This window comes from Pantoea sp. Aalb (assembly GCF_009829985.1).
Taxonomy (GTDB): domain Bacteria; phylum Pseudomonadota; class Gammaproteobacteria; order Enterobacterales; family Enterobacteriaceae; genus SZZU01.
The window spans coordinates 176872-196051 of record NZ_SZZU01000001.1 but is presented as its reverse complement, the minus strand read 5'-3'; the positions used below and the strand labels follow the sequence as shown (position 1 = coordinate 196051).

Genomic DNA, 19180 nt, shown 5'->3' with positions numbered 1-19180 from the left:
GATATTTTTAAAATCTTATTAATATACTTTAAATTATCTATTCATACTTTTAAAAATACGTTCTTTATAAATTTTAATTTTTTTTGTCGTCATTATATAACGTTCATCATCTAAAACTATACCATTAATATCTTTAGCTATAAAATGTGCTGATTGTAACATTAATTTAAAGTTCTGATTTGCATCTCCGTATGAAGGTAATACCATGAATATAGATATGCCAGGGGTAGTAAAGTTATTCATTCTACTTGGATTAAAAATTCCAGGTTCTACTATATTTGCCAAACTAAATAATATAGGTCCACTTCCTGATGGATTAAGATGACGATGAAATATATTCATATCACCAAACTTAAATCCTGCTTGTAAAATAATTTGAAGAAGAACTTCTCCATTAATTTTTCGCCTGTTATTAGCGACAACGTGCAATATTAATATTAATTTTTCTTCTTTCTTACTACCTATAGTATGCTGAGAAGATAATGTAGGTAAATTTAAATATGCATATTTGTTTTTGTTAAATATAGATATAGTTTCAAGTTCTTGATTTTTTTTTTCTGAAGATGATTTTTTATTCATTAAAGAATTAATTAAGTTAATCTCTTTATGTTCTAATTTAGTACTTGATTTATTTATTGAATATTCATTCGATATGATGTATTGATACATTTTGAATTTATCATATAAAAATTTTTCGTTACATAGTGGTATTTTGTCATATAACCCATGTTGATACAGCCTAATATTAGGCATATACAAGTTACTAGTAAATAAAGTAGTAGGAAAAACTATACTAAAATCATATGCATTTTTTTTACAAATTCGAATTTCTCTAACACTGTTTTTATTATTGGAAATATTTTGTTCTATCTCTTTACTATTTTTCATAAATCTATTTTTGAAATTTTTAAATAAAGTAAATAAGTATATTCGGTTAATACATAATTTATGACAAAATAATACTACTATAATAATCGATCCAATCACTATTAAAATTAGACGCAAATCTTGCATCATTATTATATTCTCTATTTTTTGATAATATTTACTATATCATTGGTTTTATTACATAAGTAATATAATTATATTTAAGAATCAATCTTTCTAAAAAAATATTAGTATTATTTTTAATAAAATAAAATAAAATAAAATAAAAATAAACATTTTATATATTAAAAAATTAATAATAGATGTTAAATGTATTAATTTTTTATTTACATCGATTAAATTTTTTTAATTAAGTAATCTACTTTATTTATAAATCCATACATACGAAGACTGTAGAATGTATCGTAAATATTAAATGAGGATAATATATTTACTTAAGTCTTTATATTTGTAAAGTCTATCTTAGATATAAGATTTCTTTTTCTAATTTAAAATAAGATGTATATATAATATGAAATTATTTAATACTTATTTTTATCATTTTAGGATAGATTATGAGTAAAATTTATGAAGATAATTCTTTAACAATCGGTCGTACTCCTTTAGTTAGATTAAATCATATTGGTAATGGTTATCTTTTAGCTAAAATTGAATCTCGTAATCCGAGTTTCAGTGTTAAGTGTCGCATTGGCGCTAATATGATTTGGGATGCAGAAAAACATAAAAGGTTAAAACCAGGCATCGAATTAATCGAAGCAACTAGCGGGAATACCGGTATCGCTCTTGCTTACGTAGCCGCTGCAAGAGGTTATAAATTAACATTAACTATGCCAGAAACAATGTCAATTGAACGACGTAAATTATTGAAAGCTTTAGGAGCAAATTTGATATTAACAGACGGTACGAAAGGAATGAAAGGCGCTATTATAAAAGCTGAAGAGATATTAGCAAATAATATAGATAAATACATTTTATTGCGGCAATTTAGTAATCCAGCTAATCCAGCTATTCATGAAAAAACAACTGGTCCAGAAATATGGGAAGACACAGATGGTAGAATAGAAGTATTAATTTCTGGTGTTGGTACTGGTGGAACTATTACCGGTATAAGCCGTTATATTAAGAATACCCAAGGTAAAACAAATATGGTAACTGTTGCAGTAGAACCTACTGATTCACCAGTGATATCCCAAACTTTAGCAGGACAAGATATAAAACCTGGTCCACATAAAATTCAAGGAATTGGTGCTGGTTTTATTCCAACTAATCTTGACCTAAAACTTATTGATCATGTTGTAACTATAACTAATGAAGAAGCTATTAATACTGCAAAATTATTAATGCAAAAAGAAGGAATTTTAGCAGGTATTTCTTCTGGTGCAGCAGTTGCAGGGGCATTAAAATTGCAAAAAAATAAAAATTTTCAAAATAAAAATCTTGTTGTGATATTGCCGTCTTCTAGTGAAAGGTATTTAAGCACAACCTTGTTTGATGAAGTTTGTATCGAAAAAAGTAATTAATAATTATAAATAATTACTTTCATATACTAGAATTCATAATAATTTTAATTATAAAAAATAAAATTTATTTTACGTATTATTTAAAAAGTTATTTATGTAATCTTTATTAATAGTTTTAAATTAATTAATAGTAATTTTTAACTTATTTTAATATGTATAGTATTTAAATATATTTTTTCTAAACAATTATTAAAAATTAAAATATTCTAGAAAAAAGATCATAATGTAACTGTATGCTTCCATGATAAAGCCTTGTCAGAACGTAACTGTATGCTTCCATGATAAAGCCTTGCTTGCTGTAAACCAATAAATAGACGTTCTCCATAGATTGGTTGAATATTTTCATCATCATAAATTACAGAAAAAGGTTGTCCATTCCAATCAATCGGCTGAACCATTAATTGCCAAAAGTGACCGCGAGGTCTAATTTCTATTACATGTACTGGTAAAGGAGTATCAAGATTACTTTGACGAGAGATATCAATCTCCCAAGGACGTAATAAAAGTTCTATATCTCCTTGATACGATGGTATATAACCTAAAGACCAATGATAGGCAGCAACATAAAATTTTGAACCATACATTTTAGCATCAAAACGATTAATATCCCCAAGAAATTCAAGTACAAAACGAGTTGCTGGTTTACGCCATACTTCATCTGGTATACCTACTTGTTCAATATTTCCTTGGCGCATCACAACTACAATATTAGCTACTTCCATAGCTTCTTCTTGATCATGAGTTACAAATACACTAGTAAATTTTAATTCTTCATGTAATTTACGTAACCATCGACGTAGTTCTTTACGCACTTGTTCATCAAGAGCACCAAATGGTTCATCAAGTAATAAAATTTGTGGCTCTATTGCTAATGCCCGTGCTAAAGCTACTCGTTGTTTTTGCCCACCAGAAAGCTGCGATGGAAAACGTTGTGATAAATGGGAAAGGTGTACCATTTCTATTAAATTCATTACAAGTTCTTTGATTTTAGTTTTAGATGGTCTCTTACAGCGTGGTAATATCTTTAATCCAAAAGCAATGTTATCAAATACCGTCATATGTCTAAAGAGTGCATAATGTTGAAATACAAATCCTACTTGTCGATCACGTGCATGTAGGCCACTAATATCCTTGCCATTAAAATAAATGCTACCACTATTTTGATGCTCTAATCCAGCGATAATACGTAAAAGAGTAGTTTTACCAGATCCAGATGGCCCTAATAAAGCTACCATTTGTCCTGAAGAGATACTTAAGTCAATATTATTTAATACAGTAATACTACCAAATACTTTATTAATTTGTTGAATTTTAATACCCACAATAACTCTCCGGCTGGTTATTTGATTATTTCTATTTTAACCGCCACTGAATGAAACCTTTTAAAAATAAAATTATAATAGTCATTAACGTCATTAACGCTGCAGCAGTAAAAGCACCTATAATATTATAATCTTGATGTAATAATTCTACTTGAAGTGGTAAAGTATAAGTTTCACCGCGAATTGAACCAGATACTACTGAAACTGCTCCAAATTCGCCAATTGCTCGAGCATTTACTAATACAACACCATAAATCAATGCCCAACGAATATTTGGCAATGTGACATACCAAAACATTTTCCAACCAGATGCTCCTAATAATACTGCAGCTTCATCTTCATGGCATCCTTGGCTAAGCATTATCGGTACTAGTTCACGTACTATAAATGGGCATGTAATAAAAATTGTAACTAATACTATACCAGGCCACGCAAACATAATTTGAATATTATTCATATCAAGCCAATGACCAACCGGTCCATTAATACCCCAAAACAAGAGATACATTAAACCTACTACAACCGGTGATACGGCAAAGGGAATATCAAATAAAGTTAAAAGTAACTGACGTCCAGGAAAAATAAAACGTGTTACTAACCATGCTAACATAGTGCCAAAAAATAAGTTAACTGGAACAGTAATAAGTGATATTAAAACAGTTAACCAAATAGCATGTAACATGTCTCTATCTTTTAAATTATTAATAAATATAATAATGCCTTGATTTAATGATTCCCAAAAAATAAAAATTATAGGAACTACTAATAATAATATAGAAATTATAATTCCAATACTAATAAGTAACCATTGAATTATCTTAGAATGGTGATTATGAACAAAATTTAATTTCGAAATATTAACCATTGCTAGTTTCCTAAACGATATCCAAAGTTACTTTGTAATGAATTAATTATAAATAGTAATAATAAAGAAACTGCTAAAATTACTGAAGCTATAGCACTAGCTGTTATATAGTCAAATTCTTGTAATCTCATAAAAATCATGAGTGATATAACTTCAGTTTTCCATGCAATATTACCAGCAATAAATATTACAGTTCCAAATTCACCAAGACTACGAATGAAAGATAATACAGTACCCGATAGAAGAGCAGGAGCTAATTCTGGAAGTATGACCCTACGAAATATTTGCCATGAACTTGCACCTAAAGTTTGTGCAGCTTCTTCATATTCTAAACTTAATTCTTCTAATACTGGTTGTACAGTACGAACTACAAAAGGAATACTAGTAAAAAGCATAGCTACTACAATACCAAGCCAGGTATATGATACCTTAATATTAAGGGGCTTTAAGAATTGACCGTACCATCCATTTATTGAAAATAGTCCTGCTAACGTTAAACCTGATACTGCAGTAGGTAATGCAAATGGTAAATCAATTAAATAATCAAGCAATGTACGACCAGGAAAGCGATAGCGTGTTAAAATCCAAGCCATCAGCATACCGAAAAATGCATTAAAAACTGATGCTATACCTGCTGATAAAAATGTTATTTTATAGGCAGCAATTAATTGAGGACTAGTAATAATTTTCCAGTATTGTAAAAAAGTAATTTTGGATAATTGCATTATTAGTGCACTAATAGGAAGTAGTAAAATTAAGTAAATAAATAAAAGACTAGTACCTAAACTCAATCCAAAACCAGGTAAAACATTTTTTCTTATTGGGACAAACATTATAAATTATGTCCTATTGCTAGTAATTTACTTAACTCACCTCCATTAGAGAAATGAATTTTCATTACATTATCCCATCCACCAAAAGTATCATTTACATTAAAAAGTAATACTTGAGGAAAAACTTTTTTGTATTTTTCCATGATACGATTATTATTAACTCTATAATAAAAACTAGTAATAATTTTTTGAGCATCATATGTATAAAGATATTTTAAATAGGCTTTGGCAACTTCTATAGTTCCATTATGTTTGACATTTTTATCTATCCAAGTTACTGGAAATTCAGCAAGAATGTTTATTTTAGGGACAATTACTTCATATTGATCTTTGATATATTGATTATGAATATTATTGACTTCAGATTCAAAGCTGATCAGAACATCTCCTAAACCATGTTCAGCAAAAGTAGTACTAGCAGCACGACCACCAGTGTCAAATACTTCTACATTTTTAAGCAATTTTACCATAAAAGCTTCAGTTTTATTTTTATTATTACCATTAGTACGATTTATTGCACCCCAAGCAGCAAGATAAGTATAACGACCATTACCTGACGTCATTGGATTTGGGAAAATTAATTTTACATTATTACGTACTAAATCTAACCAATCGTAAATGTGTTTTGGATTACCTTTACGTACCAAAAAAGCCATAGTTGAATAAAAAGGAGAACTATTATTTGGCAGGCGATTTTGCCAATTTGAAGGAATAAGATTACCTATAGTATGTAATACTTGTACATCTGTTACTTGATCGTAAGTAACAACATCTGCATGTAGTCCTTGTAATATAGCCAACGCTTGTTTAGAAGAACCAGCATGAGACTGTCTAATAATTAACTTATTATGTGGATGAATAATATCCCATTGTTGTTTAAAATTAACATTAAGAGCACTAAATAATTCACGTGCAACGTCATATGAGCTATTAAGCAAGGATGTTGCTTGTACTGCTTGTACTATTATTAGTGAAAGTATGATACTAGCAAGAAATTTTCTTAACACAATTAGTGTCATATTGTACCTTATTAAAATATTTATTACAGCAATAATATTAGATGTTATCAGTGTATTTATAACTTTAAATAAATTACCAATAATTTTATATATCTTTTAGGGATTTTAAATTTTTTAAAAGAATAAGCCTTGAATATAGAATATAAATTCTTATTATAATGAATAGCTATATATACTAAATGTAATATTCATTAATTGTTTAATAAGTTCATTTAAAAGATAAAATACTTTATAAAGTATAAAATTATTAAAAAAGGATAAAAATAAGGATAAAAATACATAATAGATATTAATAAAATATTTTATATATTTATGATATATTTGAAGTATTTCTTGAATAGTAGAAATTTAAATTCAATATTAATATTAAATAGTTCAAATTATAGAATTGATATATAGCCTAAAAGGTTTTATTACAAGATAATATAAATCTTAATAGTAATTTAACATAATTAATAGTCTTTTACTTATTTAATTTTTTAGAATTTTATTCTTTATGAAAATAATATATTAAATTAAATTATTAGAAATATTCTAATGCTAGTAATGGATGTAGTTGTTTATTTAATGCGAGAATAGTACTTGAATAAGCTAGATTCCATTTTTCTTATTTTCTTACTTCTATGATACTAAAACATTGGTATCAAATAGTTTTTAATTTATGTCAACTATTTAGAAATAAAATATATTCTCGATATAACAATGGTGTAATAACTATTTTTATTTAAATGATTATAATGAATAGCGTGGAATAGGTGGATTATTTTGCGATGATATGAATAGTCTAGATTTTTATTATTATTTTTATTTTACAAAAGAAATTAGTAAAGGTTTTCCTCAAGCATATTTCCTCATAGTACAAAAATATAAATTACTAACATGAGGTAATCGTGAACGTCAATTTCAATTATGTAGAAATTTATTATACGACCAAAGTAGACTATTTAGTCTACAAACTGATGTACGAAATACATCTATTCTTATGTCAATACTAGCTTTAGTACTTTAGAAAAATGATTGTCAACCTGAACTCAGAACAACTGAAGTAATTTTATACGATATTTTTTATCGGTAAAAGAATTGTTAAAATAAATAATTATTATTTAATAATAAATTTTTTTTATACTGACGACAGGTTAGTCGTCAGTATAAATTTATTATAAATTTACAACGATATGACTTTGGGCTTCTACAACTGCTAAAGAGACCATATTAACAATACGTCTTACGGAAGAAATTCTTGTTAATATATGTACTGGTTTACTAATACCCATGAGTACCGGTCCTACAGTAACACCTTCTGAATAAGAAACTCGTAATAAATTATAGCTAATTCTTGCTGCTTCAACATTAGGCATAATGAGTAAGTTAGCACTACCTTTGAGAGGACTATCAGGCATTAATTCACGACGTATACTTTCTACTAATGCTGCATCACCATGCATCTCACCATCAATTTCTAGTTCAGGCATACGATTCTTAATTATTTCTAATACTGTACGCATTTTACATGCTCCAATAGCATTTGATGTACCGAAACTAGAATGAGATAAAAGAGCTACACGTGGTTCTATTCCAAAACGACGTACTGTTTCGGCTGCTAATAATGTAATATCTACTAATTGTTCGGAACTTGGATCTTCATTTACATATGTATCAGCGATAAAAGTATTACCACTAGGTAATAAAAGTGCATTCATTGCACCAGCTACCTTTACATCATCTCTAAATCCAAAAACTTTTTCTACTATATCATAATGTTCTCGATAGTCTCCGATAGTGCCACAGATCATTGCATCTGCTTCACCACGATGAACCATAAGAGCACCAATTAATGTTGGATTTCCAATTACTGCACGTTGTGCTGTTTCTGGTGTTACACCACGTCTTTTCATTATTTGATAATATTCATTCCAATATTCTTTAAAACGTGGATCTGATTCATTATTAACAATTTCAAAATCTTTACCAGGTTCTATTTTTAATCCTTGTTTTTTTAAACGCATAATAATTACATTAGGACGTCCAATTAAAATAGGTTTAGCTAATTTTAACGATACTAATTCCTGAGTAGCATGTAATACACGAACTTCTTCTCCTTCTGCTAATACTACGTACTTTGGATCTTTACGGGCCTGGGAGAAAATAGGCTTCATAAATAAATTTGTTTTATAAACAAATTCAGTAAGCTTTTCGCGATATATATCAAAATCATCAATAGGTTTAGTAGCTACACCAGAATCCATCGCTGCTTTTGCTACAGCAGGTGCGATCTGTACTATTAAACGAGGATCAAACGGTTTAGGAATTAAATATTCAATACCAAAATCTAAATTTTGATCTTCATAAGCAGATGCGACAATATCGCTATGTTCTGCTTGTGCTAATGCAGCAATAGCATGTACTGTTGCTAACTTCATTTCTTCATTAATCGCTGTTGCTCCTACATCTAGTGCACCTCGAAAAATAAAAGGGAAACAAAGTACATTATTTACCTGATTAGCAAAATCAGAACGACCAGTACAGATAATAGCATCTGGACGTACTTGTTTAGCTAATGGAGGCATAATTTCAGGTTCTGGATTAGCTAAAGCTAAGATCAATGGATCTCGAGCCATTTTTTTTACCATCTCTGGAGTTAATACTTTAGGTCCTGAGCAACCAAGAAAAATATCAGCATCTTTAATTACGTCATCTATAGTTCGAGAACCATTATCTTTTATTGCATAATTTTTCTTTGTAACTGTTAAATTTGGTTCTCGTCCAAGATAGATAACTCCTTTAGAATCACATACTATAATATTATTTTTATTCATTCCTAATGCAACTAGTAAATTAAGACAAGCAATGGCAGAAGCACCTGCTCCAGAAACGACTAGTCGTACATTAGAAATTTTTTTATTTACGATTAATAAAGCATTGAGTACAGCAGCAGTACAAATAATAGCAGTACCGTGTTGATCATCATGAAATACTGGTATATTCATACGTTCTCTTAAAGATTTCTCAATATAAAAGCATTCTGGTGCTTTAATATCTTCTAGATTAATACCACCAAAAGTAGGTTCTAAGGAAGTTATTATTTCAATAAGTTTATCAGGATTATTTTCGTTTATTTCAATATCAAAAACATCAATGCCTGCAAATTTTTTAAATAATACTCCTTTTCCTTCCATTACAGGTTTACTAGCTAGTGCTCCTATATTGCCAAGACCCAGTACAGCAGTGCCATTAGATATTACCGCTACTAAGTTTCCACGAGCAGTATATTTATGTGCGTCTAAAACATTTTTTTTAATTGCTAAACATGGTACGGCAACTCCTGGTGAATATGCTAATGCTAAATCACGCTGTGTTGCTAGTGGTTTAGTAGGTGATACTTGAATTTTGCCAGGTGAAGGATATTGATGAAAATCAAGAGCACTTTGTTTTAATTCATTATCCATTGATAATCCTTTTGCACAGTTTAAAAAAGATTTATTATAAGTATTAACAGCGCAAAAGATGGTATACAAATTTAAAAATTTTTATAAATCACAGATTGTAATAAATTACATATTATTTTAACAATAGATGTGATTCTTATAATCTTTTAATTATTTAAATCATGTAATGGATACTATGTTTTTAAAATTAAATGTTCACTTAAAAGTAAGTATAACAATTGTCAAATTATTTTAAATTAACCTAATAAAGATTTTATCTTTATAAATATTATTTATTACTAAGTAATGGAGTTGAGAAATGAACCAACTAGACGCATTAAGACAGTTCTCTACAGTAGTAGCAGATAGTGGAGATATTGAATCTATTCGACATTATCATCCTGAAGACGCAACTACTAATCCTTCATTAATTCTTAAAGCTGCTAATTTTCATGCTTATAAATACTTAATTAATGACGCTATACAATATGCTAAAAGACAAGGTGGAAATAAAGAGACACAAACTATTAATGCAAGTGATAAAGTAGCTGTTAACATAGGTATGGAGATACTTAAAAATATACCGGGGCGTGTATCAACTGAAATAGATGCTCGATTATCTTTTGATCGTAACATGTGTATTATTAAAGCAGAGAAATTAATAAGTATGTATGAAGAGTATGGTATTAATCGTTCTCGTATTTTGATTAAATTAGCTTCAACTTGGGAAGGGATTAAAGCTGCTGAAGAATTACAAAAAAAAGAAATTCAATGTAATCTTACTTTACTATTTTCTTTTGCACAAGCACGCGCTTGCGCTGAAGCTAATGTATATCTAATTTCCCCATTTGTAGGACGTATTTATGATTGGTATAACATGCGTCAACCTTTAGAACCATATGATGTTGATAAAGATTGGGGTGTAAAATCAATACATCGCATTTATAATTACTATAAAAAATATCGTTATAATACAATTATAATGGGTGCAAGTTTTCGTAAAATAGAGCAAATCTTAGCTTTAGCAGGATGTGATAAACTTACTATATCACCTAAATTATTACAAGAATTAGCCAATAATCACATACCTGTAATACGCAAGCTAATGCCATCTATTGAATGTTTCCATAGACCTTTATCACCACTGTCTCAAGCAGAATTTTATTGGGAGCATAATCAAGATTCTATGGCTGTAGAAAAATTATCTGATGGTATTAGGCAATTTGCAATAGATCAGAAAAAATTAGAAGATATGTTAGCAAATTATCTGTTTAATTAATTATAAAAATACCTTCCTTCCTAGAAGGAATGTTATTCTCAATTAATATCAAAATAAAGATATATAGTATAATACTAAAAACAGTATAAAATAAACCATTTACCAATTAAGACTAATCGCTTAATGATTAAATATGTAAAATACATATATTAATTATAAAAATAATATTTTTTTGAATTATTAAATGTAATGAAAATTTCATAGAAGAATAGTTTCTAGGAGTTTAAATAAATTAAATATTAAAAAATAATAAGCTTAAAATAATTACATTAAACCTCTATATTATTTTGAAATAATATTCAATTTAAATGTACACAAATATACTATAGTTAGTATAACTTTTCTCTTAAATTATACTAATACATATATAAAACTAATGTTATAAAATAAGTAATTAACATTATCAATATGTAAATTGCTTATACCTTTAAATATATGATGAAAAATTATTATTATTATTATTATTATTTATTAAGTGTTTTAAATATATAAATAATATTTTCTTTAATAATAGAATTATTGCATTAAATAAAAGATGTATGCTTTTATTAGCATCATCTTTTATAATATCTTTAGTTTTTTAAAAGGCATTGTTTAAGCTTCTTCTAATCCATTATTAGCTTCAAGGATTACCAATAATTATGGTAAAAATAGATGAGCGTGGTCAGACTCATCTTAACGATCCATTAAGTAAGTATACACCTTTTAGTATGCACGTACCTACTTTTAACGGTCGACCGATTAGTTTAATTCACTTATCTAAACATACTAGTAGTCTTCCAAGAGAACAGCCAAGAGGTAAAATACATCGTCAGGTTTTTGTTTTGTCAACTAAATTAGTTTGTTGGAAATAGTTATAAAAAGCCGAATTAAAAAATATATTTGGATTATATGCAAATTATTCTAATTTAGGTTATTACTTACTAATTGATACAGTATCTAAGGCAGCTAATTTATGACATCCAGAATTTCTAAAACAACTAGTTACCCGTCCATTAAAAATGAGAAACACTACTTTTATACCTTCAATAGAACAATGTCGACGCTTGATGATTCCAGCGCTAGAAGCTAGTCTATGCAGTAATACTATAGCTGCTACAGGTAGCAGTGGGATATATTCTACACCTGAATACATGAGCCGAACTTATAAAAAAATAAAAATTATTATAACTAAAATATTTATCAAATAAATCAATATTTTATAAATTAATATCTTAATGTAATATATAATATGATGATTATTTATAATTACACTTATTATTTTTCATTATGATGTTTTGTATAAAAATATAAGTATATCAGAAAATATTACTAATAATAGTATATTTTTTAATAGTTGGATTTAGTATAAAAAAATATAGAAAGATGGATGTTATTATTTAATTTAAGTATTTCATCTATTTTAATAGATACTATAAACTTCTAATACTGTAGAACAATATTAGAATAATATTAAAATACTAAAATAATTATTTGCCATAATAACTATTTGCCATATTAAGTAATTTTTTAGGGGCAATTATAATATGTTATGTCCTGTTATTGAATTAGCTCAGCAACTTATCCGTCGTCCATCTCTTAGCCCTAATGATGCTGGATGTCAAGATTTATTAATTGCACGTTTAAAAAATATTGGATTTTCTATTGAACGAATAAATATTAAAGACACTCAAAATTTTTGGGCTACTCGTGGTAAAGGTAAAACACTAGTATTTGCAGGCCATACTGATGTTGTATCGCCTGGTAATACTAATCTCTGGACTACTCCTCCTTTCGAGCCAACTATTAGAAATGAAATATTGTTTGGCCGTGGTGCTGCTGATATGAAAGGTTCATTAGCAGCAATGATAGTTGCAGTTGAGCAATTTGTGATACAACACCCCAATCATAAAGAAAGATTAGCATTTTTAATTACCTCTGATGAAGAAAGTAATGCTTTAAATGGTACATCAAAAGTAGTTGAATATCTTATTGAACGTAATGAACAGGTAGCATATTGTTTAATAGGTGAACCTTCTAGTATTAAATTTGTAGGTGATGCAATAAAAAATGGTAGACGCGGCTCAATAACAGCTAATTTAACCGTATATGGTGTACAGGGTCATGCAGCTTATCCAGATTTAGCTGATAATCCAGTACACAGAGCAATCCCTGTGTTAAACGAATTAATAGAAACAAAGTGGGATCTAGGAAATAATTTTTTTCCACCAACAAGTATGCAAATAGCTAATATACAAGCTGGTGTTGGTAATAATAATGTTATTCCGGGTGAACTTTTTTTACAATTCAACTTTCGTTTTAATACTGAATTGACAGATCAAATGATCAAGGAGCATGTAACTAAATTACTTAATCGCCACCAATTATGTTATTCAATTACATGGAATATTTCAGGTCAACCATTTCTAACATCTAACGGTGAATTGATGGATGCCGTAATTAATTCCATTATGTATTATAATAAAATTAAACCTAAAATATTAACTAATGGAGGTACTTCTGATGGACGGTTTATCATAAAAATAGCTGAACAAGTAATAGAACTTGGCCCTGTAAATTATACTATCCATAAAATTGATGAATGTGTAAAAATAACTGAATTACAGAAATTGAGTCACATGTATAAAAGAATAATGGAACAGTTAATTACTTGATAACAAGTGAAAAAAGCGAGGTAAAATATATGGAATTATTAAAAGACTATTGGTGGATCTTTATCCTAGCATTAATTATAGGTGTTTTAATAAATACATATGAAGATCTAAAGAAGATCGACTATAAAAAGTATATAACTAACAAAAATGATTTAAACAGACGCGATACTTTTAATAAAAATAAAATAAATGATCAACATCATACTACTAATAGAAAAAATGATTAAATGATTATTTATAAAATATAAATATATTTAAATTTTGAGCGTTCAATGAACTTACATTGCACGCTTTCATTATTAGTACATTAATACTAAATTAGTATTAATAATTAATTATCTAATTGATAAATTACTAGTTTAAAATTTAAAATTATAAAGATTTTATCTATGATATATAAGAAAACATAAGAATTCAAATTAGATTTAAAATCTAAATATTAAAATAATACTAATTTAGTTTAATGGTAATTTTTCTAAAAAAATAAATTAGTCGTATATTTCTATATTTATTATTTTGTAATTAGATTATTAAAAATTAATTTTTTATATCTTTAAATTAAATTTAATATTTATTAATAAATATTAACTCCTAAACGATATGCTACAGCTTCATAAGCTTCAATTAAACCGCCTAAATTTTGACGAAAACGATCTTTATCCATTTTATTCATAGTAGTTTTATCCCATAAACGCATAACGTCTAATGACACTTCATCTCCTAATATTACTTCTCCTTTAAACAGACCGAATTCTAATTTAAAATCGACTAGAATAAGATCAACACTATTAAAAATATTAACTAATATATTATTTATATTATAAGTTAACTCACGTATTTTCTCTAAATCTTTAGTACTTACCCAATTAAAAGTATTACAGTAAGATTCATTGATCATTGGATCATGTTTTGCATCATTTTTAAGAAAAAGTTCAAATAATGGAGGATTTAAAATTACTCCCTCTTCCATGCCTAATCTTTTTGACAATGATCCAGCTATACGATTACGTAATATACATTCTACTGGAAACATTTTTAATTTTTTCACTAAAACTTCATTATCTGATAATAATTTTTCGATTTGTGTAGGAATAAATGCTTCCTCTAGTTTCATCATAAAAAAACTATTTAATTTATTATTTATTATTCCCTTACGATCAAATTGTTCGATTCGTATACCATTTCCTGATGATGTATCATTACGAAATTCAAGTATCAATAGTTCTGGGTTATCCGTGCTATATAGAGTTTTTGCCTTACCTCTATATAACTCATTTCTTTTTTGCATCTTTTTAATCCAAACATAAAATAAATTATATTAATTAATATTTTCTGATACCTAATAAACAATGTTTAAATAAAATGATATTTATTTTATTAGTATATTCTTAGCACAGTTAATGTTTTGGCGGACGGATATCAAGTTTTTTCCCTAAAGGACCATTAATTATTTTATTTGGTATATCATACTCTTCATTTTTTAAAGGTAAAGTTATACCTTTAGGAATCTTTAAAGTATATGGTGTAAAAGTTTGTAAGTAAGATTCATTAGTACTAAATTTACGACTATAATTTTGTTCATTAAAGCACGATGACAACAAAATTAAAGTGCAGAAAACTAACGTTACACGTTTAAATAAATACATTATTGTTACCTTAATTTATATTAGACCTGCTTTAATCATTGCCTGAGTAATTTTTATTTGGCCAGAATTAGTAAGAGGAGTCATTGGCAAACGTAACGTATCTTGGGCTATTAATCCTAATTGTTTTGCAGCCCATTTAACAGGTATAGGATTAGGTTCACAAAAAAGCATTTGATGTAAAGGCATAAGACGTTGGTTTAAACAACGTGCTTCAGGTAAATTACCTTGCTGTGCTAATGCACATAATTGTGCCATATCATGTGCAGCAATATTAGCTGTAACTGAAATGACACCTTTACTACCTAATCGCATAGAATCTAGTGCATTAGCATCATCACCACTTAACAATATAAAATTATTATCAACTAATTCTTGAATTTGACTAAATCGCGATAAATTACCACTTGCTTCTTTAATTCCAATAATATTTTTTATTTCGGCTAATCGAGCTATAGTTTCAGGGAGCATATCACAACCAGTTCGTAACGGTACATTATATAGTATCTGAGGTAAATCAGTATTATTTGCAATAGCTCTAAAGTGTTGATATAAACCATCTTGTGTTGGACGGTTATAATATGGAGTAACAGTAAGACAAGCAGCTATGCCCGTATTATTAAAACTTTTTGTTAAAGATATACCTTCAGCAGTAGAATTTGCACCAGTTCCTGCAATAATAGGAATACGACCATTAGATAAATCTAATGTCATCATAACTACACTAATATGTTCGTCATGACTAAGTGTAGCTGATTCACCAGTAGTACCAACAGAAACAATAGCTGTAGTACCATTAGCTATATGATAATTAATTAATTTTTTTAAACTTATACGACAAATTTTACCTTTATCGTCCATTGGAGTAATAAGTGCAACAATACTTCCATTAAACATTGAAAATCCCCCGAAAAACATAAATATTTCATATTATTTTGTATATTTAAATAAAAAACTAAGACTATAATCATAATAATGAATTATATCTTCATATTTTTTTATAAGCATATTTAACATATATACTGCCATATCGGGTTATTTATAGTAAGATAATCATCTTAATAATATTATTAGGTATAATTTAATAATATCTGAACTCAAATGAAATTATATATTTTATTTTTAATTAAAAATATTCAGTTATAAATATTTGATTAAGTATATTATTATATATATATATACAATACTAAATAAAAACAATATATTGATTTCTATTAATATTACTTAATAATGATTATTTATTAATTATTAAATGTACTATCTACTTATTAAATAAACTTTACATTATACCTTAAAGTAAAATACACCGGAATTATTTTTTATAAGCCAAAAGTAATTAAAAATTATTATATTTTAGTAGTATAACTTAATAAGTCTTAGAGTTATGCTCTTAGTTTAAGCAATTAAAAAATTAAAAAATTAAAAAATAATTCTTATATTAAATTGAATCTAGTAATTTTTATCATGATGATATATCACCTACATAATTGTTCTAAAATTATTCTAAAAATGGAGAAATATAATGAAAGCCTTAAAAGTTGGTGATACAGCACCAAAATTTATTTTGCCTGATCAAGATGGAGAAAAAGTAAAATTAATTGATTTCAAAGGACAACGTGTATTAATTTATTTCTATCCTAAAGCAATGACACCAGGTTGTACCATCCAAGCCTGTGGTCTACGTGATAATATGGAAGAAATTAAAAAAGCTGGTGTAGAAGTAATTGGTATAAGTACTGATAATAAAGAAAAACTTTTACTTTTTGCTGAGAAAGAAGTATTAAATTTTACATTATTATCAGATGTAGATCACAAAGTATGTGAACAATTTGGAGTATGGGGTGAAAAAACTTTTATGGGTAAAACTTATAATGGTATTCACCGTGTTTCTTTTTTAATTGATAATGATGGTAAAGTAGAAAAAGTATTTGATAAGTTTAAAACTTCCAATCATCATAGTATAATTTTAGAATACTTAAAAAATCATGATTGTTTTGGTTAATATTAAATATATTTTAATCTGAGTAGGATATTTAAAAAATAGTATTTAAATACGACCTATAAAATTTTAAAAATTATGTAAAATTAGTTTTTAAAAAGTTTACAAAAAAATAATTTAAAGTAGATATTAGTGCTACTTTTTTAATAAAAGTAAATACTGAGTAAATACATGGATTATATTTAATAGGTCGTTAATATCCTAAATAAAAGAAAAATGTACAAGATATTATAAGAATTTTAGAATCTTTATATATGTAATCATATTGACTAATCTTTATAAGATTATATCTATATAATAACGATTTAAAGTTTCAATACTTCTTTAACAAATGGAATAGTTAATTTACGTTGTGCGCTAATTGAGGCATTATCAAGACGATTAAGTGTATTAAATAATGTACGTATTTGACGATCAAGACGTTTCAATAAAAAACGTCCGACATCTTCTGATAATTCAAATCCACGTAATTCAGCGCGCAACTTCATTGCCTGTAACTTATCTTCATCAGATAATGGATGCAAGCGATAGATTTGTCCCCAATAAAGACGTGATGTCAAATCTGGTAAATCTAAATTAAGCTGATGCGGAGGACGATCACTAGTAATCATTAGTAAACAATTTTTTCCAATTTCTAAAATACGATTATATAGATTAAAAATTGCCATTTCCCATTCAGTTTCACCAATAATACATTCTATATTATCAATACATACTAAAGCTAGGTATTCCATCCCTACTAAAACTTCAGGTACAAACCAAGTACGTTTATCTAATGGCACATAACCAACAGCTTCACCTTGTGATGACATTTCAGCACAAGCAGCATGCAATAAATGGCTACGACCTCCACCTTCGCGTGACCATACATAAAAATAGTTAGCATCACTATGTCTATGTAATAGTGCTCTTTGTACTGCTGAAAGAAGAGACAAATTTTTTCCTGGCCAGAAACTAGCAAAAGTCTCGTCATCAGATAAATAGAGTGGAAGAACGAGTTGTAAAGGTATGTTCAGAAAGACCTCTGAAGATGCATTAGCCGAAAATTATAAGAATATATATTAATTATTAAAAATAGATATCGATACAAATTATACTGCAGTTTGCTTAGTTTGCTTTTATAATAACTATGTACCTTTAATAGAATAGAATCACGTAATAAATAAGATAGCATTATTAGTAATAATCTAATACTAAAAAAGTTTATAATAATATGGTATTTTAGTGATTTATCACTCATCAATTAATTCCTGAATTGCCATAACTCATTAAGGTAAAAGTAATTAGTTATTCCGTTATAATTAATGATTTATTTAAAAAATAATAAATACTCTCCTTAAATACTGCATTTTTTTAAGGAAAAATGTAATTTTCAAAAATATTTCTTAAAGTATTTAAATAATTAATTAATAATATTTTTTATAATAGATTATAGTCAATAATGTAAATAAAACCTAATAAAGAAAGTATTTTTATGTTCTTGATTGAACTTTATGAATTATCTTATAAGTGAAATAATATAAACATTATTATGTTAACTATTTTTATCAATTGATTTATATTAAAGAAATAAAATATATATATGTGTATCTAATAAATAAACTTATGTGTATCTAATAAATAAACTTTAGTTATTTTAATTTTTTAAAAAATATTTGGTATAATTATTATTGATTGTAAATCATAACTTTTAAAAATTAATAAGTCTAGATTTTTAGCTTAATTTAATTTAA

17 protein-coding genes are annotated in these 19180 nt (G+C 27.2%); 6 read left to right on the top strand and 11 right to left on the bottom strand.

Going from position 1 to position 19180, the window contains the following annotated elements; translation table 11 throughout:
* Nucleotides 1-33 precede the first annotated feature (33 nt).
* Nucleotides 34-1017: a cell division protein ZipA gene (zipA, locus tag FD728_RS00750; RefSeq protein ID WP_159933833.1), complete on the bottom strand. Its 984-nt coding sequence runs from the start codon at nucleotides 1015-1017 to the stop codon at nucleotides 34-36.
* A gap of 425 nt (nucleotides 1018-1442) precedes the next feature.
* On the opposite strand from zipA, the gene cysK reads away from it, so the two are divergent.
* Complete coding sequence (gene cysK / locus FD728_RS00745; RefSeq protein WP_159933831.1) at nucleotides 1443-2408, top strand: cysteine synthase A; 966 nt, start codon at nucleotides 1443-1445, stop codon at nucleotides 2406-2408.
* Between the two features lie 218 nt (nucleotides 2409-2626).
* Here cysK and cysA read toward each other — a convergent pair whose 3' ends face one another.
* The 5 genes from cysA to maeB form a co-directional block, all read right to left on the bottom strand.
* A complete protein-coding gene (gene cysA, locus FD728_RS00740) occupies nucleotides 2627-3730 on the bottom strand; it encodes a sulfate/thiosulfate ABC transporter ATP-binding protein CysA (RefSeq protein WP_159933829.1) in 1104 nt (367 codons plus the stop codon).
* Nucleotides 3731-3761: 31 nt separating this feature from the next.
* Complete coding sequence (gene cysW / locus FD728_RS00735) at nucleotides 3762-4595, bottom strand: sulfate/thiosulfate ABC transporter permease CysW (protein WP_159933827.1); 834 nt, start codon at nucleotides 4593-4595, stop codon at nucleotides 3762-3764.
* 2 nt (nucleotides 4596-4597) lie between these two features.
* Nucleotides 4598-5428, bottom strand: coding sequence for a sulfate/thiosulfate ABC transporter permease CysT (gene cysT, locus FD728_RS00730; RefSeq protein ID WP_159933825.1), 831 nt, complete (start codon nucleotides 5426-5428; stop codon nucleotides 4598-4600).
* A complete protein-coding gene (gene cysP / locus FD728_RS00725; RefSeq protein WP_159933823.1) occupies nucleotides 5428-6447 on the bottom strand; it encodes a thiosulfate ABC transporter substrate-binding protein CysP in 1020 nt (339 codons plus the stop codon). Before cysP ends, cysT begins: the two co-directional genes overlap by 1 nt.
* Nucleotides 6448-7604: 1157 nt before the next feature.
* Nucleotides 7605-9893, bottom strand: a complete 2289-nt coding sequence (maeB, locus tag FD728_RS00720) for an NADP-dependent oxaloacetate-decarboxylating malate dehydrogenase (protein WP_159933821.1) — start codon at nucleotides 9891-9893, stop codon at nucleotides 7605-7607.
* A gap of 298 nt (nucleotides 9894-10191) precedes the next feature.
* On the opposite strand from maeB, the gene tal reads away from it, so the two are divergent.
* The gene (gene tal / locus FD728_RS00715; RefSeq protein ID WP_159933819.1) at nucleotides 10192-11151 is read left to right on the top strand and encodes a transaldolase; all 960 of its coding nucleotides are present in this window, start codon (nucleotides 10192-10194) and stop codon (nucleotides 11149-11151) included.
* A gap of 641 nt (nucleotides 11152-11792) precedes the next feature.
* Complete coding sequence (locus FD728_RS00710; protein WP_159933817.1) at nucleotides 11793-12005, top strand: serine hydrolase; 213 nt, start codon at nucleotides 11793-11795, stop codon at nucleotides 12003-12005.
* 62 nt (nucleotides 12006-12067) lie between these two features.
* Here the strand turns inward: FD728_RS00710 and FD728_RS00705 are convergent, their stop codons facing one another.
* Nucleotides 12068-12286 carry a hypothetical protein gene (locus FD728_RS00705; protein WP_159933815.1) on the bottom strand — a complete coding sequence of 73 codons (219 nt, stop codon included), beginning with the start codon at nucleotides 12284-12286 and terminating at the stop codon, nucleotides 12068-12070.
* 391 nt (nucleotides 12287-12677) lie between these two features.
* Between FD728_RS00705 and dapE the strand changes: the two genes are divergently transcribed.
* The gene (gene dapE, locus FD728_RS00700) at nucleotides 12678-13805 is read left to right on the top strand and encodes a succinyl-diaminopimelate desuccinylase (protein WP_159933813.1); all 1128 of its coding nucleotides are present in this window, start codon (nucleotides 12678-12680) and stop codon (nucleotides 13803-13805) included.
* A gap of 29 nt (nucleotides 13806-13834) precedes the next feature.
* The gene (locus FD728_RS00695; RefSeq protein WP_159933811.1) at nucleotides 13835-14032 is read left to right on the top strand and encodes a hypothetical protein; all 198 of its coding nucleotides are present in this window, start codon (nucleotides 13835-13837) and stop codon (nucleotides 14030-14032) included.
* Between the two features lie 347 nt (nucleotides 14033-14379).
* Here FD728_RS00695 and purC read toward each other — a convergent pair whose 3' ends face one another.
* The 3 genes from purC to dapA form a co-directional block, all read right to left on the bottom strand.
* Entirely contained in the window at nucleotides 14380-15093 is a 714-nt protein-coding gene (gene purC / locus FD728_RS00690; protein ID WP_159933809.1) for a phosphoribosylaminoimidazolesuccinocarboxamide synthase, read from the bottom strand.
* A gap of 109 nt (nucleotides 15094-15202) precedes the next feature.
* A complete protein-coding gene (gene bamC / locus FD728_RS00685) occupies nucleotides 15203-15451 on the bottom strand; it encodes an outer membrane protein assembly factor BamC (protein ID WP_159933807.1) in 249 nt (82 codons plus the stop codon).
* Between the two features lie 15 nt (nucleotides 15452-15466).
* Nucleotides 15467-16345, bottom strand: coding sequence for a 4-hydroxy-tetrahydrodipicolinate synthase (dapA, locus tag FD728_RS00680; protein ID WP_159933805.1), 879 nt, complete (start codon nucleotides 16343-16345; stop codon nucleotides 15467-15469).
* 625 nt (nucleotides 16346-16970) lie between these two features.
* Between dapA and bcp the strand changes: the two genes are divergently transcribed.
* Nucleotides 16971-17450 carry a thioredoxin-dependent thiol peroxidase gene (gene bcp, locus FD728_RS00675; RefSeq protein ID WP_159933803.1) on the top strand — a complete coding sequence of 160 codons (480 nt, stop codon included), beginning with the start codon at nucleotides 16971-16973 and terminating at the stop codon, nucleotides 17448-17450.
* A 302-nt stretch (nucleotides 17451-17752) separates the two neighbouring features.
* Here bcp and hda read toward each other — a convergent pair whose 3' ends face one another.
* A complete protein-coding gene (gene hda / locus FD728_RS00670; protein ID WP_159934456.1) occupies nucleotides 17753-18463 on the bottom strand; it encodes a DnaA inactivator Hda in 711 nt (236 codons plus the stop codon).
* Nucleotides 18464-19180: the final 717 nt, after the last annotated feature.

What these genes read in the sequence shown, in the direction of transcription:
- zipA (WP_159933833.1), bottom strand. Translation starts at nt 1,017, where the DNA reads ATGATGCAAGATTTGCGTCTAATTTTAATAGTGATTGGATCGATTATT.
- cysK (WP_159933831.1), top strand. Translation starts at nt 1,443, where the DNA reads ATGAGTAAAATTTATGAAGATAATTCTTTAACAATCGGTCGTACTCCT.
- cysW (WP_159933827.1), bottom strand. Translation starts at nt 4,595, where the DNA reads ATGGTTAATATTTCGAAATTAAATTTTGTTCATAATCACCATTCTAAG.
- cysT (WP_159933825.1), bottom strand. Translation starts at nt 5,428, where the DNA reads ATGTTTGTCCCAATAAGAAAAAATGTTTTACCTGGTTTTGGATTGAGT.
- cysP (WP_159933823.1), bottom strand. Translation starts at nt 6,447, where the DNA reads ATGACACTAATTGTGTTAAGAAAATTTCTTGCTAGTATCATACTTTCA.
- maeB (WP_159933821.1), bottom strand. Translation starts at nt 9,893, where the DNA reads ATGGATAATGAATTAAAACAAAGTGCTCTTGATTTTCATCAATATCCT.
- tal (WP_159933819.1), top strand. Translation starts at nt 10,192, where the DNA reads ATGAACCAACTAGACGCATTAAGACAGTTCTCTACAGTAGTAGCAGAT.
- FD728_RS00710 (WP_159933817.1), top strand. Translation starts at nt 11,793, where the DNA reads ATGGTAAAAATAGATGAGCGTGGTCAGACTCATCTTAACGATCCATTA.
- FD728_RS00705 (WP_159933815.1), bottom strand. Translation starts at nt 12,286, where the DNA reads ATGTATTCAGGTGTAGAATATATCCCACTGCTACCTGTAGCAGCTATA.
- dapE (WP_159933813.1), top strand. Translation starts at nt 12,678, where the DNA reads ATGTTATGTCCTGTTATTGAATTAGCTCAGCAACTTATCCGTCGTCCA.
- FD728_RS00695 (WP_159933811.1), top strand. Translation starts at nt 13,835, where the DNA reads ATGGAATTATTAAAAGACTATTGGTGGATCTTTATCCTAGCATTAATT.
- purC (WP_159933809.1), bottom strand. Translation starts at nt 15,093, where the DNA reads ATGCAAAAAAGAAATGAGTTATATAGAGGTAAGGCAAAAACTCTATAT.
- bamC (WP_159933807.1), bottom strand. Translation starts at nt 15,451, where the DNA reads ATGTATTTATTTAAACGTGTAACGTTAGTTTTCTGCACTTTAATTTTG.
- dapA (WP_159933805.1), bottom strand. Translation starts at nt 16,345, where the DNA reads ATGTTTAATGGAAGTATTGTTGCACTTATTACTCCAATGGACGATAAA.
- bcp (WP_159933803.1), top strand. Translation starts at nt 16,971, where the DNA reads ATGAAAGCCTTAAAAGTTGGTGATACAGCACCAAAATTTATTTTGCCT.